The 24,261-nt window shown below is 71.2% G+C and carries 18 protein-coding genes, 1 tRNA gene and 1 pseudogene; 15 read left to right on the top strand and 5 right to left on the bottom strand.

Annotation, left to right across the window (positions count from 1 at the left end; genetic code table 11):
* Positions 1–830 precede the first annotated feature (830 nt).
* The 3 genes from AB0Q99_RS10115 to polA all read right to left on the bottom strand — a co-directional run bounded on the left by AB0Q99_RS10115 (position 831) and on the right by polA (position 5,291).
* Positions 831–1,496 carry a hypothetical protein gene (locus AB0Q99_RS10115; protein ID WP_363569979.1) on the bottom strand — a complete coding sequence of 222 codons (666 nt, stop codon included), beginning with the start codon at positions 1,494–1,496 and terminating at the stop codon, positions 831–833.
* Positions 1,497–1,701: 205 nt separating this feature from the next.
* Positions 1,702–2,463, bottom strand: a complete 762-nt coding sequence (locus tag AB0Q99_RS10110) for a GNAT family N-acetyltransferase (protein ID WP_363569977.1) — start codon at positions 2,461–2,463, stop codon at positions 1,702–1,704.
* A gap of 140 nt (positions 2,464–2,603) precedes the next feature.
* Complete coding sequence (gene polA, locus AB0Q99_RS10105) at positions 2,604–5,291, bottom strand: DNA polymerase I (protein WP_363570061.1); 2,688 nt, start codon at positions 5,289–5,291, stop codon at positions 2,604–2,606.
* Positions 5,292–5,606: 315 nt separating this feature from the next.
* On the opposite strand from polA, the gene AB0Q99_RS10100 reads away from it, so the two are divergent.
* The 6 genes from AB0Q99_RS10100 (at position 5,607) to AB0Q99_RS10075 (ending at position 12,644) form a co-directional block, all read left to right on the top strand.
* Entirely contained in the window at positions 5,607–6,095 is a 489-nt protein-coding gene (locus AB0Q99_RS10100) for a hotdog fold thioesterase (RefSeq protein ID WP_363569975.1), read from the top strand.
* A 675-nt stretch (positions 6,096–6,770) separates the two neighbouring features.
* Complete coding sequence (locus AB0Q99_RS10095; RefSeq protein WP_363569973.1) at positions 6,771–7,997, top strand: branched-chain amino acid ABC transporter substrate-binding protein; 1,227 nt, start codon at positions 6,771–6,773, stop codon at positions 7,995–7,997.
* Between the two features lie 189 nt (positions 7,998–8,186).
* Positions 8,187–9,116 (top strand): branched-chain amino acid ABC transporter permease, encoded by a 930-nt coding sequence (locus tag AB0Q99_RS10090; protein ID WP_363569971.1) that lies wholly within the window; start codon positions 8,187–8,189, stop codon positions 9,114–9,116.
* Positions 9,117–9,121: 5 nt separating this feature from the next.
* Positions 9,122–11,053, top strand: coding sequence for a branched-chain amino acid ABC transporter permease (locus AB0Q99_RS10085; RefSeq protein WP_363569969.1), 1,932 nt, complete (start codon positions 9,122–9,124; stop codon positions 11,051–11,053).
* Positions 11,054–11,061: 8 nt separating this feature from the next.
* On the top strand, positions 11,062–11,931 hold the full coding sequence (locus AB0Q99_RS10080; RefSeq protein WP_363570059.1) for an ABC transporter ATP-binding protein: 870 nt from the start codon (positions 11,062–11,064) through the stop codon (positions 11,929–11,931).
* Positions 11,928–12,644: an ABC transporter ATP-binding protein gene (locus tag AB0Q99_RS10075; protein ID WP_363569967.1), complete on the top strand. Its 717-nt coding sequence runs from the start codon at positions 11,928–11,930 to the stop codon at positions 12,642–12,644. The genes AB0Q99_RS10080 and AB0Q99_RS10075 overlap by 4 nt, the downstream gene beginning before the upstream one ends.
* A gap of 56 nt (positions 12,645–12,700) precedes the next feature.
* Here the strand turns inward: AB0Q99_RS10075 and AB0Q99_RS10070 are convergent, their stop codons facing one another.
* The gene (locus tag AB0Q99_RS10070) at positions 12,701–13,357 is read right to left on the bottom strand and encodes a response regulator (protein WP_363569965.1); all 657 of its coding nucleotides are present in this window, start codon (positions 13,355–13,357) and stop codon (positions 12,701–12,703) included.
* A gap of 99 nt (positions 13,358–13,456) precedes the next feature.
* On the opposite strand from AB0Q99_RS10070, the gene AB0Q99_RS10065 reads away from it, so the two are divergent.
* Together AB0Q99_RS10065 and AB0Q99_RS10060 are read left to right on the top strand one after the other, a co-directional pair.
* A tRNA-Leu gene (locus AB0Q99_RS10065) sits at positions 13,457–13,530 on the top strand.
* A gap of 141 nt (positions 13,531–13,671) precedes the next feature.
* Positions 13,672–14,181, top strand: a pseudogene (locus AB0Q99_RS10060) (helix-turn-helix domain-containing protein); the annotation flags it as partial.
* Between the two features lie 43 nt (positions 14,182–14,224).
* Here AB0Q99_RS10060 and pyk read toward each other — a convergent pair.
* On the bottom strand, positions 14,225–15,655 hold the full coding sequence (gene pyk / locus AB0Q99_RS10055; RefSeq protein ID WP_363569963.1) for a pyruvate kinase: 1,431 nt from the start codon (positions 15,653–15,655) through the stop codon (positions 14,225–14,227).
* Between the two features lie 364 nt (positions 15,656–16,019).
* Here pyk and AB0Q99_RS10050 point away from each other — a divergent pair, with 364 nt between their 5' ends.
* From AB0Q99_RS10050 to AB0Q99_RS10020, 7 genes are all read left to right on the top strand, one after another.
* A complete protein-coding gene (locus tag AB0Q99_RS10050; RefSeq protein WP_363569961.1) occupies positions 16,020–17,117 on the top strand; it encodes a substrate-binding domain-containing protein in 1,098 nt (365 codons plus the stop codon).
* A complete protein-coding gene (locus tag AB0Q99_RS10045; RefSeq protein WP_363569959.1) occupies positions 17,114–18,766 on the top strand; it encodes an extracellular solute-binding protein in 1,653 nt (550 codons plus the stop codon). The genes AB0Q99_RS10050 and AB0Q99_RS10045 overlap by 4 nt, the downstream gene beginning before the upstream one ends.
* On the top strand, positions 18,753–19,400 hold the full coding sequence (locus tag AB0Q99_RS10040) for a hypothetical protein (protein WP_363569958.1): 648 nt from the start codon (positions 18,753–18,755) through the stop codon (positions 19,398–19,400). Before AB0Q99_RS10045 ends, AB0Q99_RS10040 begins: the two co-directional genes overlap by 14 nt.
* 281 nt (positions 19,401–19,681) lie before the next feature.
* Complete coding sequence (locus tag AB0Q99_RS10035; RefSeq protein ID WP_363569956.1) at positions 19,682–21,514, top strand: 5'-nucleotidase C-terminal domain-containing protein; 1,833 nt, start codon at positions 19,682–19,684, stop codon at positions 21,512–21,514.
* An 86-nt stretch (positions 21,515–21,600) separates the two neighbouring features.
* Positions 21,601–22,170 carry a Uma2 family endonuclease gene (locus AB0Q99_RS10030; protein WP_363569954.1) on the top strand — a complete coding sequence of 190 codons (570 nt, stop codon included), beginning with the start codon at positions 21,601–21,603 and terminating at the stop codon, positions 22,168–22,170.
* A gap of 137 nt (positions 22,171–22,307) precedes the next feature.
* Complete coding sequence (locus AB0Q99_RS10025) at positions 22,308–23,234, top strand: NADP-dependent oxidoreductase (protein ID WP_363570057.1); 927 nt, start codon at positions 22,308–22,310, stop codon at positions 23,232–23,234.
* A 60-nt stretch (positions 23,235–23,294) separates the two neighbouring features.
* On the top strand, positions 23,295–24,239 hold the full coding sequence (locus AB0Q99_RS10020) for an AraC family transcriptional regulator (RefSeq protein WP_363569952.1): 945 nt from the start codon (positions 23,295–23,297) through the stop codon (positions 24,237–24,239).
* Positions 24,240–24,261: the final 22 nt, after the last annotated feature.

Raw genomic sequence — 24,261 nt, 5'->3', positions numbered from 1 at the left:
GACCCCGCCGACTTCCCGCGCAGCGAAGCCGCAACCCCACTCGGCGATGCTGGTCAACCAACCATCTCCGACGGCCCGTTGGGAGAGACGATCGGGTTCCTCGACACGGAGACCACCACCTGCGAACTCCGCCCCGACGGCGCCCCCACGCCCGTCGAGGTCCACCACAGCCACGACTCCCGCAGCGCGCCGCTCCCCCGGCTGACCATTCGCTTGAGTTCGAAGCGGAGCCCGGCGCACCTTTCAAGGCGGTTCGGGAGGCGTCGGAGTCTGATCCTTCGGGCCCCGTACCGGTACGACCGGGCGGGTCGAGGTACGCCTAGGGGTTTACCCGGGGTCCGCCCGAAGCATGAGGTACGGGAGGGGGCCGGCATGTATCTCAAGGACCAGAACCCGCCGCCCAGCTGCGGGGCCGTACTGCTCGTGGGTTTGCTTGTCTCGGCTCTGTTCTTCGGTTTCATCTTCTTGTTCGCCTCCCATGACCACAGTGGTGGCGATAGGACGTGCACCGGCGGTGCCTACGAGGCCGAGTGCCACTGAACTCGATCGAGTGATGTCGGAGCCGTCCGGCTTACAGCTGATGTCCGTTTGGTCGTTGCGATTTGGGTGAGTGGGCCAGTCGTGGGTTTGCCGGGTGGCTACGGCCGCGCCCTGCCCGGTGCGGTCCGCCGGGCGCTGCCGACACCCCGGCGAACGCCCGTGCCACCGTGCCGCACTCATCGCCGTCGACCGGGTCGGGGAGCTCACCGGCGGCGACCAGGCCCGCCCAGGACTCCGCGGGTCGCGCCCGGGCGAACCCACCCGTCGCCGCAACCCGTGCAAGGAGCGGGTCAGCAGCCGCCCGAGTTCGCCGAGCCGGAGCCTCCGGAGATCCACGGCGAGGAGGACGCCGGCGAGGGTTTGGGCCGCACGCTGCGCTTGGCGACCAGCTCGACCTCGACGCCGGCGGGGCCGAGCAGCACGGTCAGGGCCTCCTGCAGGCGCTCCGCGTCGGTGCCGGCGGGCGGTTTCCACACCACCTGCCCGCCGGTGAAGTCCAACCGTCCGACGAGCGTCGCCTCGGCCGGAGCGCGATCGCCCTCGTAGGGCTCCATGATGCTGTGCACCAGCCAAACGGCGGGCAGCTCGGTCAGCGGCCGCCAGTCGTCGGGGCGCCCGCCCCGGACCAGCCGGTAGCGCTCCGCCACCTCGGGCGGGGCGAACTCGATCCGATGGACAGTGGTCACTTCCGTCCGGGCGATCACCGGGACGGCGAGCAGGTACTCGACCCCCACGATCACCCCGACCACCGCGGCGACGGTGCCCCCGGTCGCGCCGAAGAGCCACAGGAAGAACGCCACCAAGAAGGTCGGCGCAAAGAGGACCAGCGGCGCCATCAGCGCGCTCCTGACGGCCGTCAGGCAGTACAGCAGCGCACTGCGCCGGGTGCCGCCGCCCCGGCGCAGGACGATGTCGGTCGAGGCGGGGCCGGTGCGCAGGACGTCATGCAGATCCATGCCAGGAGCGTAGAACCGCCGAACAGGACCGGCGAGAGCTTCGACGCGGCCAATGTTCCCGATTTTGAGCATGACTGACGATGCATCAGTTCGAACGCGCCGGTCCCGGCCGCGGCAGGACGGCCTCCGACGCATTCGAGACCGCCCGGGAGCACCGGCCCGCCCGTCACACCGGTGCGGGCCCGCGCCCGCGCGACGCCGTCGCTCAGGAGGAGGCCCACCAGGTCGAGGGCGTCGCGACCGTGTAGCCCAGCGACTCGTACAGCGGCCTGCCGAGCTTCGAAGCGGTGAGCGTGGCGGGCAGGTCCGCCAGGTGGGCGAGGGCGCCGAGCATCACGGCCCGGCCCATGCCGCGCGACCGGAACGCCGACGACGTGGCGACCCAGTAGTGGCTGCCGACGCCGTCGGCCACGACGCTGACGCAGGCTCCCGCGGCCACGCCGTCGAGCGAGACGAGGAACACGTCCACGCCGGGCTGTTCGATCAGCGCCGGCGGGAAGAGTTCGCCCGGGCGGTGGGGCTGGAAGCCGTCCAGATCGAAGCCCTCGATCACGACCCGCTCGGCAGCCTGGAGGTCCTCGGCCCGCCGCACCCGGACCACGTCCAGCGCCGGTACGGCGACGGGCCCGGGCAGGCGCAGCATGATCGGCATCTGCCAGTTGCGCAGGCCCAGGTGGTTCAGGTCGGCCGAACCGAACGGGTCCTCGACGTAGGCCGTCCCCTTGGCTCCGCGGACCAGCTCGCTCACCTCGGCCAGTTCGGCCGGGTCGAGGTCGGGCTCCTGGATCAGGACCCGCAGGCCCGCGCACTCGTCGCCGTCGACCGCGAGGAAGCCGCGGCGCCGGATCACCTCGTGCCCCCGGCTCCGGCCGGTCGCGGCCCAGAAGGCGGCGGAGTTGCGGGCCTGGGCGGTCGGCGCCCCGGCCGGGGACAGGGGCCGGCCGGTCGAAGGGGTTCCGGTTGTCATTGCGCCTACGGTAGTACGAACTTGACCGAACGTAAGGACCCCGTGTTCCGCGGGCGGACCGGGCCACCCCGCGGCCGCACGCGACGGCGGGCCCGGACGCTCCTCGCGTCCGGGCCCGCCGGGAACCGCTCTCGGCACCGTCAGTGCGCGGCGCTCTCCCAGTTGGCGCCGACGCCCACCGAGACGTCGAGCGGGGCGCGCAGGGGGTAGGCGCCCGCCATCTGCTCGCGGACGATGGCCTCGACCCGCTCGCGCTCGCCCGGGACCAGCTCCAGGACGATTTCGTCGTGCACCTGGAGCAGCATCCGGGAGGTCAGGCCGGCCGCGCGCAGTGCCTCGTCCACCCGGAGCATGGCGATCTTGACGATGTCGGCGGCCGAGCCCTGGATCGGGGCGTTGAGGGCCATCCGCTCGGCCATCTCGCGGCGCTGGCGGTTGTCGCTGTTGAGGTCCGGCAGGTAGCGGCGGCGGCCGAGCAGGGTCTCGGTGTACCCCGTCGCGCGGGCCTCGTCGACGACCCGGCGCAGGTAGTCCCGGACGCCGCCGAAGCGCTCGAAGTAGGTGTCCATCAGGCCCTGCGCCTCGGCCGGCTTGATCCCGAGCTGCTGCGAGAGCCCGTACGCGGACAGCCCGTACGCCAGGCCGTAGGACATCGCCTTGATCTTGCGGCGCATCTCGGCGTCGACCGCGGCGCCCGGTACCTCGAAGACCTGGGAGGCGACGGTGGTGTGCAGGTCCTCGCCGGAGGCGAAGGCCTCGATCAGCGCCTCGTCCTCGGACAGGTGCGCCATGATCCGCAGCTCGATCTGCGAGTAGTCGGCGGTGAGCAGCGACTCGTAGCCCTCGCCGACGACGAAGGCGCGGCGGATGGCGCGGCCCTCCTCGGTGCGGACCGGGATGTTCTGCAGGTTCGGGTCCTGCGAGGAGAGCCGGCCGGTGGCGGCGACCATCTGGTTGAAGGTGGTGTGGATCCGGCCCTTCGGCGAGACCGTCTTGAGCAGGCCCTCGACGGTGGTGCGCAGCTTGGCCTGGTCGCGGTGGCGCAGCAGGATGACGGGCAGCTCGTTGTCGGTCTGGGTGGCCAGCCAGGTGAGCGCGTCGGCGTCGGTGGTGTAGCCGGTCTTGATCTTCTTGGTCTTGGGGAGCGCCAGCTCGCCGAAGAGGATCTCCTGGAGCTGCTTGGGCGAGCCGAGGTTGAACTCGTGCCCGGCGGCGGCGTGCGCCTCCTCGACGCAGCGCTGGATCTCGGCGGCGAACTGCGCCTCCAGCGTGGTGAGCCACTCGCGGTCGGCGGCGATGCCGTAGCGCTCCATCCGGGCGAGCAGGGCGGCGATGGGCAGCTCCATGTCGCGCATCAGCCCGGTGGCGCCGACCTCGGCGAGGCGGGTGTCGAAGAGCGCGGCGAGGTCGAGCACGGCGCGGGCCTGGAGCATCAGCGAGCGGGCGGCCGCGGTCTCGTCCTCCTCCGGCGCGTCGAAGGCGAGTTGGCCGCTCTCGGTGGCGGGGGCCGGGGTGAGCGAGCGGGCCAGGTACTCCTCGGCGAGCACCTCCAGGGTGAAGGTGCGGCGGCCGGGCTTCTCCAGGTAGGCGGCGAGCGCGGTGTCGGCGACGACGCCCTCGATGTTCCAACCGCGCTCGGCGAAGGCGCGCATGACCTGCTTGGCGATGTGCAGGGCCTTGGGGGCGGCGGCGTCGGCGAGCCAGCCGGCGAAGGCCCGCTCGTCCTCCTCGGCGAGCAGCGCCGGGTCGAACCAGGCGGCCGTCTCCCCGGCGGCCAGGGCCACTTCGGTGACCTCGCCGGTGCCGAGCGCCCACTGGTAGACGGCGGCGAGGGCGACCGCGGTCTTGCCGTCGGAGGCGTGCTCGCGCAGCCAGGCGGCCAGCGTGCCCGGGTCGGTGAGCAGTTCGCCGTCCACCTCGACGCCGGGGGCGAGTTCGGCCTGCGCGGCGCTCTCGCCGGCGGCCGGGTCGATGCCGTGGACGCGGTCGCGGAAGTTGGCGTTGCGGAACTCCAGCGAGTCCATCAGGGTGCCGACGGCGGCCTTGTCGAACGGCGCCCGGGCCAGGTCGGCGACGCCGAGCGGGAGTTCGACGTCGCGGACCAGTTCGGTGAGGACGCGGTTGCGCTTGACCGAGTCGAGGTGGTCGCGCAGCTTCTCGCCGATCTTGCCCTTCACCTCGTCGGCACGGGCGACGAGTTCGTCGAAGGAGCCGAACTGGTTGACCCACTTGGCGGCGGTCTTCTCGCCGACGCCGGGGATGCCGGGCAGGTTGTCGGACGGGTCGCCGCGCAGCGCGGCGAGGTCCGGGTACTGGCGCGGGGTGACGCCGTACTTCTCGGCGACCTTCTCCGGGGTGAAGCGGGTGAGCTCGGAGACGCCCTTGGTCGGGTAGAGGACGGTGACGCGGTCGGTGACCAGCTGGAGCGAGTCGCGGTCGCCGGTGACGATGTCGACGTCGTAGCCGGCCGCCTCGGCGGCGGTGGCCAGGGTGGCGATGATGTCGTCGGCCTCGAAGCCCTCGACGGTCAGCCGGGGGATGCTCATGGCGTCGAGCAGTTCGCCGATCAGGCCGATCTGGCTGCGGAACTCGTCCGGCGTCTTGGCGCGGTTGGCCTTGTAGTCGGGGAACTCGACGGAGCGGAACGTCTGCCGGGAGAGGTCGAAGGCGACGGCGAGGTGGGTGGGCTGCTCGTCACGGACGGTGTTGGCGAGCATCGACGCGAAGCCGTAGACCGCGTTGGTGGGCTGCCCGGTGGAGGTGTTGAAGTTCTCCACCGGCAGGGCGTAGAAGGCCCGGTAGGCCATCGAGTGCCCGTCGAGCAGCATCAGCCGGGGCCGCGGGCCGGCCCCGCCGCCACCCGTCGCGCCCTTGTCCGTACTCTGCGTAGCCACGTCAACGTCCGTTCCTGCCGATTCCACTACCGGCCACCGATCCTATGGCCCGGCACCGACAAAAGGGGCACGCCGCCGGTGGGTCCGGGGCGCCGCACCGGCGGGTGCGACAGGACGTCCGACAGGACGTCCCGCGGGCCCGCCGGGCCCCGCCGCGCCAACCCCCGGCCGCGCGCGGTACCGCCGAGTAGGACGGTCGTACGATCACAGGCAGCACGCCCCGTGACCCCGAGCGGCAGGAGTTCCCCCATGGCCGATGCGGCCCCCGACACCGTCCCCGACAGCACCCCCGGCACCGCCCCCGTCCTGAAGGTCCCGCAGGACGTCCTGGACCACTTCGCCAAGCTCGGCGTCAGCCCGGAGACCTTCTCCGGCGGCCACCTCGGCGAGAAGCTCGGCATCCGGATCGTCGAGGCCTCCGGCGACCGTGTGGTCGGCACCATGCCGGTGGAGGGCAACCAGCAGCCGTACGGCCTGCTGCACGGCGGCGCGTCCGCGGCGCTGGCCGAGACGCTGGGCTCGATCGGGGCGATGCTGCACGCCGGCCCCGGCCGGTACGCGGTCGGCGTGGACCTCAACGCGACCCACCACCGCTCGGCGACGTCCGGCCTGGTCACCGGGGTGGCGACGGCCGTCTTCAAGGGCCGCACCGCCGCCACCTACGAGATCGCGATCACCGACGACACCGGCAAGCGGGTCACCAGCTGCCGGCTGACCTGCATGCTGCGCGACCTCTGACGGCCCGGCGGGCGCCGCCGCGCCCCACCCGCCGTCGCGCCCCACCCGTCACAGCGGACCCACCCGTCACAGCAGCCCCATCCGCCCCACCGACAACGTCCTTACCGTCGAAGCAAGTTCAGTCAAGACAACATCAAGTCCCTTTTCCGCCCCTCTGTTTGACCAACCGCCACGCTGGGCAGGCGATGGTCCGGACAGGGGGCGGTTCGCATGCCCGGCGAAAGCCGCTGCGATTCCGCATCTTGTAACGCTGCGTAACAGTTGGGAAATCCGAGCAAAACCCCCGACTCCGCGCACTCCAGGCGCCCCGAAGCCGCTCGACCGCGCCCTTCTCGTCCGTAATCCGGACGTGCCCGGTCGAAACCTGGGAATCGAACGCGACTGTCCGGTTATCGGCGATGCCAGCCGCAACCCCCATTTCTGGCCCTTACATCGCTCCACCAGCGCCTAAACGCCCGGAAGAGCCGGATCGATCGAGCCGAAACGACCACATGGTGAGACAACTGCTCCGTGTGCTCATAACAAGAGAATCACAGCATGCCCGCAGCACTGCCCGAGCCGCCCAACGGCATCTAGAGTCACGGCCAGTCACCGCGCCATCCGAAAGGGCCCGGCCCTCCGCGCACTCCGGCTCCCGCCATTTTGGCGGCGCCTCCCGAACCGAAGGGGACCCTCGTGCGTCACCGTTCTGCAATTGTCGTGAGCATTGCCGTGATCGGCGCCCTCAGCCTCAGCGCCTGTGGCTCCCGCGGTTCGAAGTCCGGCGACACCGGCGGCAAGGACAACGCCTCCGCCACCGTCGTCATCGGCGTCGACGCCCCGCTCACCGGCGACCTCTCCGCCCTCGGCCTGGGCATCCGCAACTCCGTGGACCTCGCCGTCAAGAAGGCCAACGAGACCAACGAGGTCCCGGGCGTCAAGTTCGAGATCAAGGGCCTCGACGACACCGGCAAGCCCGCCCCCGGCCAGCAGAACGCCACCCAGCTGGTCGGCGATCCCAAGGTCCTCGGCGTGGTCGGCCCGCTCAACTCCAGCGTCGCGCAGTCGATGCAGCAGATCTTCGACGACGCCAACCTGACCGAGATCTCCCCCGCCAACACCGGCGTCGCCCTCAGCCAGGGCGAGAAGTGGGCCAGCGGCGAGAAGAAGCGCCCCTTCAAGTCCTACTTCCGCACCGCCACCACCGACGCCGTCCAGGGCCCGTTCGCCGCCCAGTTCCTCTACAACGACGCCAAGAAGACCAAGGTCTTCCTGATCGACGACCAGAAGACCTACGGCGCCGGCCTCGCCGCCACCTTCAAGGGCGAGTTCACCAAGCTCGGCGGCACCCTCGCCGGCGAGGAGCACGTCAACCCCGACGACCGCGACTTCGCCGCCATCGTCACCAAGGTCAAGAGCTCCGGCGCCGACGCCGTCTACTACGGCGGCGAGTACCCCGCCGCCGGCCCGCTCTCCCTCCAGCTCAAGGAGGCCGGCGTCACCATCCCGCTGATGGGCGGCGACGGCATCCAGAGCGGCGACTTCATCAAGCTCAACCCCAAGAGCCAGGGCGACTTCGCCACCGCCGTCGGCCTGCCCGTCGAGACCCTCGACACCGCCAAGAAGTACATCGCCGACTACAAGGCGGCCGGCTACAAGGACGCCTACGAGACCTACGGCGGTTACTCCTACGACAGCGCCTGGGCCATCATCCAGGGCGTCAAGCAGGCCGTGAAGGACAACAACGGCAAGGTCCCCACCCGCCAGGCCGTCCGTGACGCCGTCCAGAAGGTCTCCTTCGACGGCGTGACCGGCAAGGTCTCCTTCGACGAGTTCGGCGACACCACCAACAAGCAGCTCACCGTCTACACCGTCAAGGACGGCAAGTGGGCCGTGGAGAAGTCCGGCACCTTCAACGGCTGACCCCGGCCGCCCCGGACCACCCGGGACCACCCCAGGCCACCCCGGGACCACCCCGGGTGACCCGGACCACCCGGGCCACCTGAACCACCCGAACCACCCACAGCGCGCGGGGGCGCCACGAGTGCCCCCGCGCGCCCCCACATCCACCACCCACGCGGACACCCCCGAACGCACTACGGAGGCCCAGCGGTGCACGACCTACCGCAGCAGCTGGCCAACGGCCTGATCCTCGGCGCCCTCTACGGGCTCGTCGCGATCGGCTACACGATGGTCTACGGCATCGTCCAGCTCATCAACTTCGCCCACGGCGAGATCGTCATGGTCGGCGGCTTCGGCGCCCTGACCGCCTACCTCGCCCTCCCCGGCGGCACCACCCTCTGGCTGGCCCTACCGCTGATGCTGATCGCCGGCATCCTGGTCTCCACCCTCACCGCCGTCGCCGCAGAGCGGTTCGCCTACCGCCCCCTGCGCAACGCACCCCGGCTCGCCCCCCTGATCACCGCGATCGGGCTGTCCATCTTCCTCCAGCAGCTCGTCTTCTCCTTCTACCCCGACGCCAAGAAGGCCCGGGTCTTCCCCAAGATCCCCGGCGACCCCTTCAGCCTCGGCTCCGTCACCATCCAGCGCAGCGACCTCTTCCTGATCATCGCCGCCCCGCTCTGCATGCTCGCCCTCGGCTGGTTCGTCACCCGCACCCGCTCCGGCCGCGCCATGCAGGCCACCAGCCAGGACCCGGACACCGCCAAGCTGATGGGCATCGACACCGACCGCATCATCGTCATGGCCTTCGCCATCGGCGCCGCGTTCGCCGCCGTCGCCGCCGTCGCCTACGGCCTGCGCAGCGGCCAGGTCGACTTCCGGATGGGCTTCATCCTCGGCCTCAAGGCCTTCACCGCCGCCGTCCTCGGCGGCATCGGCAACATCTACGGCGCCATGCTCGGCGGCCTCGCCCTCGGCCTCGCCGAAGCCCTCGCCACCGGCTACATCCAGCACCTGCCCGGCATGCACCTCTTCGGAGGCGGCGCCTGGAAGGACGTCTGGGCCTTCGTACTCCTCATCCTCGTGCTCCTCGTCCGGCCCCAAGGCCTGCTCGGCGAGCGCGTCGCGGACAGGGCGTGACCACCATGACCACCACGACCACCGAGACCAGCCCGGTCATCCCCCTGCCGGCCCGCGCCGCCACCGCCCTCACCGGCCTCGGCGCGCTCGCCACCGCCGCCTCCGCCGCCATGTCCTGGACCTGGACCTCCGACTACCCCGGCGACCTCACCTACTACGGCTCCCCCGCCGGCCTCCAGTGGCTCGCCCTCACCGCCGGCCTCCTCACCCTCCTCCTGCTGCTCGCCACCCAGGGCGTCCCCGGCCTGCGCTGGGCCGCCCCCGCCCGCAGCAACAACGCCGTCCTGTTCGCCGCCACCGGAGCCCTCGCCATCGGCGTCTACTCCGTCGGCTCGATCGCCACCGAACTCGGCGGCCTCGCCAACCTCGAACCCGGCGGCTGGGTCCTCGCCGCCGGCGGCCTGATCACCGTCCTCGGCGCCCTCGGCCTCCCCCTCGACCGCCGCACCGCCGTCCCGCTGCGGATCGTCGACAAGCGCCTCTTCCTGCTCGTCCCGGCCGCCCCCCTGGTCTGGTTCGGCGCCCACGCCATCCCCGGCGACCAGCCCGTCGCCCCCGTCATGACCGCCCTCGCCGGCGGCGTGGCCATCGCCACCGGCGCCGTCCTCCTCCTCCAGCTCGGCCACCTCGCCAACACCTGGCTGCGCCTCGGCCGGACCGAGCGCCCGCTGCCCGCGCCGCGCGCGCTCCCCTCCTGGGTCGAAGTCCTGGTCATCGTCGTCGCCTTCGGGCTCGGCCTCTTCACGATCACCTTCGGCATCGACACCGAGTACGGCGAACTCTTCACCGGCTTCCTGCTGTTCGCCGCCCTCGCCGCCGCCGCCCTGGCCAAGTCCGGCCTGATCGCCCGGCTGCGCGCGCTGACCGTCAAGCACCGCCCGGTCACCACCGGCGCCGCCTTCGCCGCCGCCGCCAGCTTCCCCTTCACCCAGAACAGCGACCAGTACACCTCGGTCGCCACCAACATCCTGATCTTCGCCACCGTCGCCCTCGGCCTCAACATCGTCGTCGGCCTGGCCGGCCTGCTCGACCTCGGGTACGTCGCCTTCCTCGGCGTCGGCGCCTACGCCGCCGCCCTGGTCTCCGGCTCCCCCGCCTCGCCCATCCACGTCCAGTTCCCGTTCTGGGCCGCGATGCTCACCGGCGCCGCCGTCTCCATGGTCTTCGGCGTCCTGATCGGCGCCCCCACCCTGCGGCTGCGCGGCGACTACCTCGCCATCGTCACCCTCGGCTTCGGCGAGATCTTCCGCATCACCATGCTCAACCTCAACGGCACCACCGGCCCCAAGGTCACCAACGGCTCCAACGGCATCCCGCGGATCCCCGACCTGGAGATCCTCGGCTTCGACCTCGGCAAGACCCACACCGTCGCCGGCATCGAACTCGGCCGCTTCTCCAACTACTACCTGCTGATGCTGCTGGTCACCGCCCTGGTCGTGCTGATCTTCGCCCGGGTCGGCAACTCCCGCATCGGCCGCGCCTGGGTCGCCATCCGCGAGGACGAGACCGCCGCCGAGGCCATGGGCATCAACGGCTTCCGCCTCAAGCTCCTCGCCTTCGCCCTCGGCGCCTGCCTCGCCGGCCTCGCCGGCACCGTCCAGGCCCACGTCAGCTACACCGTCACCCCCGACCAGTACACCTTCGCCGAAGCCCTCCCGCCCAACTCCGCCTTCCTGCTCGCCGCGGTCATCCTCGGCGGCATGGGCACCATCAGCGGCCCGCTGGCCGGCGCCACCCTCCTCTTCCTCATCCCGAAGAAGCTCGAATTCCTCGCCGACTACCAGCTCCTGGCGTTCGGCGCCGCCCTCATCATCCTGATGCGCGTCCGCCCCGAGGGCCTCATCCCCAACCGGCGCCGGCAGCTGGAGTTCCACGAGGCCGCCATCCCGGCCCAGCCCACCGGCGAGCCGACCGCACTCACCAAGGCAGGGGCGTGACCGACCCGATGACCACCACCGCCGCACCCCTGCTCGAAGTCACCGGCGTCACCATGCGCTTCGGCGGCCTCACCGCCGTCAACGACGTCTCCCTCACCGTCGGCGAGGGCGAGATCATCGGCCTCATCGGCCCCAACGGCGCCGGCAAGACCACCTTCTTCAACTGCCTCACCGGCCTGTACGTCCCCACCGAGGGCACCGTCCGCTACCGCGACGTCCAACTGCCCCCCAAGCCCCACCTGGTCACCCAGGCCGGCATCGCCCGCACCTTCCAGAACATCCGGCTCTTCGCCAACATGACCGTCCTGGAGAACGTCCTCGTCGGCCGCCACAGCCGCACCAAGGAAGGCATCTTCTCCGCCATCCTCCGCGGCCCCGGCTACCACCGCGCCGAAGCCGAGAGCCGCGCCAGGGCCATGGAACTCCTGGAGTTCACCGGCCTCGCCGACAAGGCCGAGCACCTCGCCCGCAACCTCCCCTACGGCGAGCAGCGCAAGCTGGAGATCGCCCGCGCCCTCGCCTCCGACCCCGGCCTGCTGCTCCTCGACGAGCCCACCGCCGGCATGAACCCCCAGGAGACCCGCGCCGCCGAGGAACTCGTCTTCGCCATCCGCGACAAGGGCATCTCCATCCTCGTCATCGAGCACGACATGCGCTTCATCTTCAACCTCTGCGACCGCACCGCCGTGCTCGTCCAGGGCCAGAAGATCGTCGAGGGCGACCGCGAGACCGTCCAGAACGACGAGCGCGTCATCACCGCCTACCTCGGTGCCCCGCTCGACGACACCGCGGCCACCCCGCCCGAAGACGCAGCGGTCACCCCGCGCGAAGACAGCACCCCGGAAGTTCCGGAGACCGTTACGGAGACCGACCAGTGACCGCACTCCTCGAGGTCGAGGACCTCCGCGTCGCCTACGGCAAGATCGAAGCCGTCAAGGGCATCAGCTTCACCGTCGAACAGGGCGAGGTCACCACCCTCATCGGCACCAACGGCGCCGGCAAGACCACCACCCTGCGCACCCTGTCCGGCCTCCTCAAGCCCACCGCCGGACGCATCACCTTCGACGGCCAGGACCTCTCCACCGTCCCCGCCCACAAGATCGTCTCGCTCGGCCTCGCCCACTCCCCCGAAGGCCGGCACATCTTCCCCCGCATGACCATCGAGGAGAACCTCCTCCTCGGCGCCTTCCTGCGCACCGACACCGCCGGCATCGCCGCCGACGTCGAACGCGCCTACGGCCTGTTCCCCATCCTCGGCGAACGCCGCAAGCAGGCCGCCGGCACCCTCTCCGGCGGCGAGCAACAGATGCTCGCCATGGGCCGGGCGCTGATGTCCCAGCCCAAGCTGCTCATGCTGGACGAACCCTCCATGGGCCTCTCGCCGCTGATGATGCAGAAGATCATGGCGACCATCATCGAGCTCAAGGCCGGCGGCACGACCATCCTCCTGGTCGAGCAGAACGCCCAGGCGGCGCTCTCGCTGTCCGACCGCGGCTACGTCATGGAGACCGGCCGCGTCGTCCTCTCCGGGACGGGCCCGGACCTCCTCCACGACGAGTCCGTCCGCAAGGCCTACCTCGGCGAGGACTGACCCGGCACGCACGGAGGGCCCGGCAGATCCGATCTGCCGGGCCCTCCGTCGCCGTCCTACTCGGACGCGGCCTCCTCCGCCTTCTTGCGGTCCTGGGCCTCGCCCTCCTCGATGACCGCCTCGGCCACCGCCGCCATCGTCATCCGCCGGTCCATCGACGTCTTCTGGATCCACCGGAACGCGGCCGGCTCGTTCAGCCCGAACTTGGTCTGCAGCACGCCCTTCGCCCGGTCCACCAGCTTCCGGGTCTCCAGCCGCTGGGTGAGATCGCCGATCTCCTTCTCCAGCGCCCGCATCTCGGTGTACCGCGACACCGCCATCTCGATCGCCGGCACCAGGTCCGACTTCGAGAACGGCTTGACGATGTACGCCATCGCCCCGGCGTCCCGCGCCCGGTCCACCAGCTCCCGCTGCGAGAACGCGGTCAGCATCAGCACCGGAGCCAGGTGCTTCTCGTGGATCTGCTCGGCGGCCGACAGCCCGTCCAGCACCGGCATCTTCACGTCGAAGATCGCCAGGTCCGGCTTCAGCTCCTCCACCAGCTGCACCGCCGTCGCCCCGTCGCCTGCTTCGCCGACGACGGTGTACCCCTCCTCTTCGAGCATCTCCTTGAGGTCGAGGCGGATCAGCGCCTCGTCCTCGGCGATCACGATCCGGGTGATCTGGGGCGTATCGGTCTCAAGCGGCTGTGCCTGCTCGTCGGCGGTGCTCACGGGGCTCCTCGTTCCGGCGGGGTACTGCATGCACGAGGGTACCTAGACACGGTATGTTTGAACTCAGCAGGGTCGGGGGGCAACCTTCGAATCTGCGGTGCCCCGGTAGCCCAGTGGTTAGAGGCACGGCGCTCAAACCGCCGACAGCGTGGGTTCGAATCCCACCCGGGGTACTTTTCCTTCGATTTCAAAGCCAGTTAGGCATACCTGGCGCTTGGCGATCTTCATTCATCCGGGCGAGAACGATCCCATTCCCCCACCCTTTTGACGCACGGACCACAGGACTGCTGCCCAACGAATACCGCAGGACCCAGAGCCTCCGGATCACCTGCGACGAGAAGTGGCCCGGCATCATCGAATCCGTCGACCGGGTCATTCGCCGGGTTCTCCCCGACAACACGCCCTGCCAGGTCCGCCGGACCGGCTGCCGCGACGTGAAGGTCTACTCGAACCACCTCACCTGCCTGTTCCCCCAGCACGGTCCCGGCAAGAAGCACGAGCGCACCATAGCCCTGGAGCCCTGGCAGCAGGAGATCGTGGACGCCCACCCCTGGGAGTTCCTGCGCGGGCTGGTCCACTCCGACGGCTGCCGCATCACCAACTGGACGACCCGCACGGTGGCCGGCGTCCAGAAGCGCTACGAGTACCCGCGGCACTTCTTCACCACCACCTCGACCGACATCATCGGCCTCTTCACCGCCACCCTCGACGCCGTCGGCGTCCGGTGGAAGCACGCCTCCCGGTCCAATGGTGGCTTCAACATCTCCGTCGCCCGCAAGGACCCGGTCGCCCTCATGGACGCCCACATCGGCCCCGAGTACTGACGGCGGCGCGGTCTTCGGTGAGACCGCGCCGCCGGAGGTCCGCTCAGGCGTCCAGGGTGCCCACGTGGTGGACGCGGACGAGGTTGGTGGAGCCGGCGAGGCCGGGGGGTGAGCCGGCGGTGAGGACGACGATGTCGCCCTTCTGGCAGCGGCCCAGTGAGAGCAGGGCCGCGTCGACCTGTTCGACCATCTGGTCCGTGGTCGGGGCGAACGGGCCGAGGAAGGTCTCCACGCCCCAGGTGAGGGCGAGTTGGCTGCGCACGGCCGGTTCGTAGGTGAAGGCGAGGACCGGGATGGGCGAGCGGTAGCGGGTCAGCCGGCGGGCGGTGTCGCCGGACTGGGTGAAGGCGATGAGGTACTTGGCGTGCAGGAAGTCGCCGATCTCGGCGGCCGCGCGGGCGACGGCGCCGCCCTGGGTGCGCGGCTTGCTGCCGGTGATCAGCGGGGGCAGGCCGGCGGCGAGGATGTCGTTCTCGGCGGCTTCGATGATCCGGCTCATGGTCTTGACCGTCTCGACCGGGTACTTGCCCACCGAGGTCTCCCCGGAGAGCATCACCGCGTCCGTCCCGTCGAGGACCGCGTTGGCGACGTCGGAGGCCTCGGCGCGGGTCGGCCGGGAGGCGTTGATCATCGAGTCGAGCATCTGGGTGGCGACGATGACCGGCTTGGCGTTGCGCCGGGCCAGCTTGATGGCCTGCTTCTGGACCAGCGGGACCTGTTCGAGGGGCATCTCCACGCCCAGGTCGCCGCGGGCCACCATGATGCCGTCGAAGGCGTCGACGACGGATTCGAGGTTCTCCACCGCTTGCGGCTTCTCGATCTTGGCGATGACCGGGACGTACCGGCCCTCCTCGGCCATGATCCGGTGGACGTCCTCGATGTCGCGCCCGCTGCGGACGAAGGAGAGCGCGATCAGGTCGGCCCCGGTGCGCAGCGCCCACCGCAGGTCGGCGACGTCCTTGTCGCTGAGTGCGGGGACGGAGACGGCGACGCCGGGGAGGTTGAGGCCCTTGTGGTCGGAGACCAGGCCGCCTTCGATGACGAGGCACCGCACCCGGGGGCCGTCGACGTCGACGACCTCCAGGGTGACCCGGCCGTCGTCGACGAGGATGCGCTCGCCGCGGCTGACGTCGCCCGCGAGTCCGGCGTAGGTGGTGCCGCAGGTGTCCTTGTCCCCCACGACGCCCTCGTCGGTGGAGATGGTGAACTCGTCGCCGCGTTCGAGAAGTACCGGCCCGTGGGCGAAGGTGTCGAGGCGGATCTTCGGGCCTTGAAGGTCGGCGAGGACGCCGACGCTCCGGCCGGTTTCGTCGGCGGCCTTGCGGACGCGACGGTAGCGTTCCTCGTGTTCGGCGTGCGTGCCGTGGCTGAGGTTGAATCGGGCGATGTCCATCCCGGCGTCGACCAGGGCCTTGATCTGGTCGTACGAGTCGGCGGCGGGCCCGAGGGTACAGACGATTTTTGCTCGGCGCATAGTGCTGAGACTAGGCATTACCGGCGCGTAACCACGAGGCGGGTCCGGACTGCGGGATGACCGTTGCGATAAGGGGAGTTGAACAATCTGACACATGCTCGGACCGGTGTGCGAGCGGCCCCCGTCGCGCGCCCTCCGCGCGCCCTCCGAGCCCCTCCCGTACCGGCCGGGCCACCCGCGCGCAGGCCGGTCCGATGCGATTCCGTGAAGGGGTGTTCACCCTTCGTTCACCGTCTCTTCCCTTGGTGCTCCCAGCCCGGCGGGACGCTCGTCACCCCCGGGTGACGACCCGGAGGTGCCGGGGTACCACCCGGACGATGTGGACGACGCGGACGAAGTCGCTTACGAGGGGGAGGCGTTCGGCATGAGACGCGGCGGCGGCACTCTGGGGGTGGTGGTGACCCTGGCCCTGTTGGGCTGGGTCGCCTATGCGCTGATCCCCGGTGACGAGAAGGATCCATCGGTGACCACGGTCACCGGCCTGATCGGGTCGGAGAAGCGCGACTTCTTCGACAACCCCGAGGTCAAGCAGGAGTTGAAGAAGCAGGGCCTGGAGGTCCGGGTGGACTCGACGGGCTCCTGGACGATGAGCGAGCAGGCGAGGAACACCAAGGGGCTGGACTTCGCCTTCCCGGCGAGCGCCGCGCCGGCCCGGGAGATCCAGCGCAACTGGCAGCTGACGGATTCTCCACTGGTGCCGTTCTACTCCCCGCTGGTGATCGTGACGCACGAGTCGGCGGCGCAGGTCCTGAAGCAGAACCAGCTCGCGGACGTGGACGCCAAGGGCGTCTGGACGTTCCGGATGGAGAAGTACGTGGCGGCGCTGAAGGCCGGCCAGAAGTGGAAGGACCTGGCGGGCACCGTCGAGCACCCGGAGCTGGCCGGGCCGCTGTTCGTGTCCACCACGGACCCGGAGACCTCGTCCTCGGGCGCGATGTACCTGGCACTGCTCTCGTACGTGGCGAACGGCAACCAGGTGGTGCAGGACGACGCCGGCGTCAACAACGTCCGGGACGTGCTGGCCGCCTCGAACGGCGTCCAGGGCATGCAGAAGATCAGCAGCGACGAGCCGTTCCGCGACTTCTTCGCCGGGGTCGGCACGCTGGTCTTCGCGTACGAGTCGCAGGCCGCCGCGCTGCCGCTGCGGGGCAAGGACACCGGGGACATGGTGGTGATGTACCCGGACACCACGATCCAGTCGGACCACACCCTGGTGGCCCGGACGGAGGGCGGCCGGAAGCTGGCCGACCTGCTGGAGAACGACGCGGTGCTGCGCGGCCTCGAGGCCCGGTTCGGCCTGCGCCCGCAGGCCGACCAGGAGGCCTTCTGGAACCTGATGAAGGACAAGAAGCCGCCCTTCGCGCACGACCTGCGCAACTCCGGGTTCAAGCAGGCGACGCTGCCCTCGCTGGACAACCTGCTCAAGCTGACCGCCGCCGCGAAGGGTGGAAGCCCGAAGTGAACCTCCGTACGAAGCGCCGCAGCCGACTCGCCGTCGCCCTGGCGGCCGTCCTGGCGGCGGTGACCGCCTGCACCTCCTCCGGCGACAAGCCCGGCCCGAGGCCGTCGGACCCGCCGGCGGAGACCGCCCGGCCCGGGGTGCTGCGCATCCTGGCCGGCAGTGAACTGCAGGACCTGGCACCGGTGTTGGAGGACGCCAGGAAGGCCACCGGGGTGACCGTGCAGTTCGCCTGGACGGGCACGCTGGACGGCGCGGACGCGGTCTCCTCGGGCCGGGCCGACGGCAAGTACGACGCGGTGTGGTTCCCGTCGAACCAGTACCTGCGGCTGGACCCGGCCGGGAAGGCCAAGGTGCTGTCCGAGACGCCGGTGATGGTCTCGCCGGTGGCGATCGGCGTGCGCCCCTCGGTGCTCGGCGAACTGGGCTGGGGGGACGGCTCGAAGGTGACCTGGGCGCAGGTCGGGGACGCGGCCGCGGCCGGCAAGCTGGCGTACGGGATGGCCGACCCGTCGCGGTCCAACTCCGGCTTCTCCACGCTGGTGGCGGTCGCCGCGGCGTTCTCCGGGGCGGACGGAGCCCTGGCCGAGGCGGACGTGCAGAAGGCGGCGCCCCGGCTGAAGCAGTTCTTCACCGGTCAGAAGCTGACCTCCGGCTCCTCCGGCTGGCTGGCCCAGGCGTACGCCCGGGCCGAGTCGGGCTCGGTGGGCGCGCTGGTGAACTACGAGTCGGTGCTGCTGTCGCTGAACCGGACGCTGCCGCCGCAGCAGCAGCTGACGGTGGTGCGTCCGCTGGACGGCGTGGTGTCGGCGGACTACCCGCTGTCGCTGCTGTCCTCCGCCGCGCCGGACCAGCGCGACGCCTTCCAGCGGCTGACCTCGTACCTGCTCAAGGACGAGGTGCAGAAGCGCATCTCCGAGGTGACGCTGCGCCGCCCCGCGACGGCGGGTGTGGCGCCGGCCGCCGGACTGCCGACGGACCGCCGCCGCGAGCTGCCCTTCCCGGGAACGCGGGCGGTGGCGGACGGCCTGCTGGCCTCGTACCAGAACGAGCTGCGCCGCCCGTCCCGGACGGTGTACGTGCTGGACACCTCGGGCTCGATGGAGGGTCCGCGGATCGCGTCGCTGAAGACCGCGCTGAGCCGGCTGACCGGCGCGGACGACACCCGCGGGGCGCGCCGGTTCCGCAACCGCGAGGAGGTCACCCTGCTCTCCTTCGCCTCCGCGGTGAAGTGGGCCAGGACGCACGTGGTGCCGCCGTCCGGCAGCCAGCCGGGCCCGCAGGCGGAGCTGGCGTCGATCGACGCGGACGTGCAGTCGCTGTCGGCCTCGGGGGGCACCGCGCTGTACGACTCGCTGGAGGAGGCGTACCGGGTGATCGAGCGTCAGCAGGCGGCGGCGAACGACGACCGCTTCACGTCGATCGTGCTGATGACGGACGGGGAGAGCAACTCCGGCGCGACGGACGGTGACTTCAAGCGCTTCCACGACGCGCTGCCGGCCTGGGAGAAGTCGGTCCCGGTGTTCCCGATCCGGTTCGGCGAGGCCGCGGTGTCCCAGTTGCAGGGGGTCGCGGACCTCAGCGGCGGCAAGCTGTTCGACGGCTCGGGGTCGCTGGACGGGGCGTTCGAGGAGATCCGTGGCTACCAGTGACGGGCCCTGGCGGCGGGCGCTGCGCTACCTGAACTCGCCCAAGAACATCGCCGGGATCGGGGGCGCCGCGGCCGGGGTCGGGCTGCACTACCAAGGGCTCGGCGGGCACCAGTGGCCGGGGGTGGTGGCCGCCCTGTACGGGGTGGGCGCGCTGGTGGCCCCCGGCCGCTGGCCCGGCGAGCGGCCGGGGGGCTCGCGGGGCCCGGCTGGCCTGGACGGCGGCGCCCCGGACCCGGTGCCGCTGCCGGAGTCCCCGTCGGTGTCGCAGCCGGTGTCGGTGCCCGTCCCGCAACCGGTGCCGGTGCCGGTGCCGGCCCCCCAGCCGACGCCCCCAGCGGCACCCGCGCCGGCACCCGCGCCGACGCCCCCGCCCGACCCCGAACTGGAGGCACTGGCCGCCTACCTGGACACCGTGCCGCTGCCGCCCGCCGCCGGGGTGGACGACCTGCTGACGGCGCTGCGCGCGGCCGGTCCCGGCCCGGTGGCGGAGCGGATCGTCCGGCACCGGCTGCCGCTCGCGGTGGCCGGCTACCTGCGGGCGCGGACCTGGCAGCCGTGGGCGGGCGCGGACGCCCCGGACCCGGCGGCCGAACTGGGCCGCGAGGTGGTCCTGCTGGCCGCCGAACTGGCCTGACCCGCAGGCCCGGCCGGTTCGGGCCTGCGGGTCGCACCCGGCCCGGGCCCGCCCCCTGCCGTCCCCTGTGCCCCTACCACCCCCGTCCCCGCCCGCATTGGTCACGAACGAGTCGCCAAGATCTCACCTCTTGGACAGGTCCGGGGGCTATCCAGCGGCCCGGCCCGCACGGCACACTTCTACGCGCGTCCCTCTACGCGCGTCGACGCGGTGACGCACACCTACTCACGTACACCAGTTGACGGTCCATCCGCCGTCGTTCCCACCCGGGAGAGTCGTCCATGCCCCTGAACCGCCGTGACTTCGTCACCCGGTCCGCCGCCACCGCCGCCGGCGCCGCCCTGGCCAGTGGTGCCGCCGTGGCCGCCGCCCCCTCCGCCGCGGCCGCCGAGCCGGGCACGGCGGCCGCCAAGGGCCCGCGCAAGCCGCGCAAGCAGGCCTTCACCGTCATGGGCACCACCGACCTGCACGGTCGGGTGCTCAACTGGGACTACTTCACCGACGCCGAGTACGTCGACAAGGCGCACAACGCGGTCGGCCTCGCCAAGATCTCCACGCTGGCCAACCAGGTGCGCGAGGAGAAGGGCTGGGACCGCTGCCTGCTGATCGACTCCGGTGACATCATCCAGGGCACCCAGCTGACCTACTACTACGCCCGGATCGAGCCGATCGCCACCGACGGCGACACCGTCCCGGACCACCCGATGGCCGTCGCCATGAACCTCATGCAGTACGACGCCGCCGCGCTCGGCAACCACGAGTTCAACTACGGCATCCCGACCGTGAAGGCCTTCGAGGACCAGCTGGAGTTCCCGCTGCTCGGCGCCAACGCGCTGCACGCGAAGAACGAGAAGCCGGCCTTCCCGCCGTACGTGATCAAGGAGCTGCACCTCGGCGAGGGCAAGTCGCTGAAGGTCGGCATCCTCGGCCTCACCAACCCGGGCATCGCGATCTGGGACAAGGCCAACGTCAGCGGCAAGATGATCTTCCCGGGCATCGTGGAGACCGCCGCCAAGTACGTGCCCCGGATGAAGGCGGCGGGCGCCGACGTCATCGTGGTCTCGGCGCACTCCGGCATCGACGAGGCGACCACCTACGGCGACCAGCTGCCCTGGCCCGAGGACGCCTCGGGCGAGATGGCGGCGACCGTCCCGGACATCGACGCGGTGCTGGTGGGCCACACCCACAAGGAGGTCCCGCAGCGCCTGATCGTCAACAAGAAGACCGGCAAGACGGTCGTGCTCTCCGAGCCGCTCTGCTGGGGCCAGCGCCTGAGCTGCTTCGACTTCGAGGTCGAGTTCGCCGACGGCGCCTGGAAGGTCACCTCGGTCTCCTCGCGGGTGCTGAACTCCAACACCGTGCCGGAGAACCCGGAGATCACCAACGCGCTCACCGAGCAGCACAAGAAGGTCGTCGCGTACGTCAACCAGAACATCGGCACCAGCAAGATCGAGCTGTCGATCGCCGAGGCCCGCTTCAAGGCCACCCCGATCATCGACCTGATCGGCAAGGTCCAGGCCGACGCCGTCAAGACCGCGTTGGCGGGCGGGCAGTACGCCAACCTCCCGGTGCTCGCCCAGGCCGCCCCGTTCAACCGCACCGCCCTGATCCCGTCCGGCCAGGTCAAGCTGCGCGACGCCGCCGGCCTCTACATCTACGAGAACACCCTGGAGGCCCGCATCCTGACGGGCGCCCAGCTCAAGGACTACCTGGAGTTCTCGGCGAAGTACTACAACCAGCTCGCCGTGGGCGCCCCGGTCGACAAGGACGCCCTGACCGGTGCCGAGGCCACCCCGGACTACAACTACGACTCGCTGTACGGCCTGAGCTACGACATCGACATCGCCCAGCCGAAGGGCAAGCGGATCGTCAACCTGTCCTTCCAGGGCAAGCCGATCGACCCCGCCGCCCAGTTCGTGCTGGCCGTCAACAACTACCGCGCCAACGGCGGCGGCAACTTCCCGCACGTGGCCAACGCCAAGCTGGTCTGGTCGAACTCGGACGAGATCCGCAACACCATGATCGCCTGGGTGAAGGCCAAGGGCGTCATCGACCCCGCCGACTTCTTCACCGACTCCTGGCGCCTGGTCCGCGCCGGCCAGCCGGTCTTCTGACCAGCACCCCTCCCCCCAACGAGGCGCCGCCGGGCCCGTCCGCCCGGCGGCGCCTCGCCGCATCCGGGCGGTGGAAGAATGGCGCCATGGGCGAATTCCGGATCCCCGAGCGCCACGCACGGTTGCTGGCGTACGCGCGGAGCCTGACGCCTCCGGCCGGGTGGAAGGTCGAGATCTCCGGCGACGAGATCATCGTGATGGCCGGCCCGTCCGTCCTCCACCAGCGCAACCTGCTGCTCGTCCGGCGGCAGTTCGACGCGCACCATCCCCCGGAGCTGATGCCGAGCGAGAACACCGACCTCGCCTCCCCGAACGTCGGCAAGCTGCGCAATCCCGACCTCACCTACATCCCGCTCTCCGTCGTCGAATCCGGCGGCAACGAGGTGCCCGCCGAGCAGGCCGCCATCGCGGTGGAGATCGTCTCCCCGTCGAACCCGGAGAACGACCTGGTCGGCAAGGTCCGCGACTACCCGCTGATGGACATCCCGCTCTACCTGCTGATCGACCCGCGCACCGGCGCCGTCACGCTCTACTCCGAGCCGACCGCCACCGGCTACCACCGGCAGTGGACGGGCACGTTCGGCGACCTGGTGCCGATCCCCGCGCCCTTCGACTTCGGGCTCGCCACCGACGGTCTGGTCCGCTACCCCGGCTGACCCGCTCGCCGGGCGAGACGATCGGACATCCGGCGAAGACTGGAGGATATTCATCCGCTCGCCCGCCCTCCCTATCGTTGAGGCATCACGAACGGCCCCACGGGGGGCCGGTGTTGACCGTACAGGGAGTGAGTGCGATGCGTGCGGTGGTGCAGCGGGAGATCGGCGGGCCGGAGGTCCTGGAGGTCGCCGAGGTGGCGCGCCCCGAGCTGCTGAGCGGCGAGGTGCTGGTGCGGGTGAAGGCCGCCGGGGTGAACCCGGTGGACGTGGCGGTGCGGGCGGGCCTGTTCCCGCTGCTCGGCGAGCCGCCGTTCACGGTGGGCTGGGACGTCTCCGGGGTGGTCGAGGAGGCCGCGCCCGGCGCCCGGTACCGGGTGGGCGAGGAGGTGTACGGGATGCCGTTCTTCCCGCGCGCCGCGAACGCCTACGCCGAGTACGTGGCCGCGCCGTCCCGCCAGCTGGCCCGCAAGCCCGCCTCGGTCGACCACGAGCAGGCCGCCGCGCTGCCGCTGGCCGCGCTGACCGCCTGGCAGGGCCTGGTGGACGCGGCGGGCCTCGCCGAGGGTCAGCGGGTGCTGATCCACCGGGCGGCGGGCGGCGTCGGCCACTTCGCCGTGCAGATCGCCAAGGCCCGCGGCGCGCACGTGATCGCGCTGGCGAGCGAGCCCAAGCACGCCTTCCTCAAGGAGATCGGCGCGGACGAGGTCATCGACTACCGCACCACCGACTACACCGAGGCGGTCGCGGACGTCGACGTCGTCTTCGACTCCTCCTCCGAGAACACCCGCGCGCTGGAGGTGCTGAAGCCCGGCGGTGTCCTGGTGAGCATCATGGAGCACCACGACCGGGAGCTGGCCGCCGCGGTGGAGGCCGCCGGACGCCGCTTCGCGGGGATCTGCGTCGAGCCCGACTACGCCTCGCTGGAGGCGATCGCCGCCCTGGTGGACGAGGGCCGGATCCGTCCGCACGTCGCGCGGACCTTCCCGCTGGCCGAGGCCGGCCGGGCGCACGAGCTGGTGGCCTCCGGTACCGTCCAGGGCAAGGTCGTCCTGACCGTCGGCTGAGCACCACCGACTGGGCACCACGGACTGGGCACCACCGAAACACCCGGAGGGGGAGCGGCGTTGGACATCCTGACCGAGGCGCTGGGCTCGATGCGGACGGCGTACCCGTCGTCCGTCCGCACCGAGGGCCGCGCCCCCTGGGCCCTGCGCCTGCCCCCGGTGCTCGGCGCGGGCTTCCACGTGGTGCTGTACGGCACCTGCTGGCTGATCCCACTGGGCACCGGGGACGGCTCCGAGCGGCACGAGCCGGTGCCGCTCAGCCCGGGCGACATCGTCTTCCTGCGGGACGGCGGCGGCCACGTCCTCGCCGACCACCCGGACACCCCGCCGGTGGACTCCCACGCCTGCCGGGTGGACACCGGCTCGCCGATCGGCACCCTCACCCTGGGCGGCGAGGGCTCCCGCACCAGCCTGCTGTGCGGCAACTACCACCTGGACCAGGGCCGCCCGCACCCGATGGTCCGCCAGCTGCCGGCCCTGATCCACCTGCCGACCCGGCACGGCCGCCACCCCGAACTGGCCGCCGCCGTCCAGCTGTTGGGCTCCGAGCTGGAGAACCCGCGGATCGGCTCGACCGGCATCGTCCCGGCGCTGATCGACTCGCTGCTGCTGTACATCCTGCGGGCCTGGTTCGAGGACCAGCCCGTGGCGACGGCCGCCGGCTGGGCGGCGGCACTGCGGGACGCCGCCGTCGCCCCGGCCCTGGCGGCGATCCACGAGACGCCGGCCACCCCGTGGACGGTGGAGTCGCTGGCGGACCGGGCGGGCCTGTCCCGGGCCGCGTTCGCCCGCCGCTTCACCACGATGGTGGGCGAGCCGCCGATGGCGTACCTGACCCGTTGGCGGATGACCACCGCGGCCCGGCTGCTGCGCGAGTCGGAGGCGCCGCTGACCTCGGTGGCGGCGCAGACCGGCTACGGCTCGGAGTACGCCTTCGCGAAGGCGTTCAAGCGGGAGTTCGGCCAGGCCCCCGGCGGCTACCGCCGGGAGGCCCGCGCCGCGTAGGGGCCCCGCCCGGGCTCCCCGG

Origin of the sequence: Kitasatospora sp. NPDC086791, from assembly GCF_040685975.1 — a bacterium.
Classification (GTDB): Bacteria; Actinomycetota; Actinomycetes; order Streptomycetales; family Streptomycetaceae; genus Kitasatospora.
Note: the sequence above shows the minus strand (reverse complement) of the source record. Positions and strands in the feature narration are given on the sequence as shown.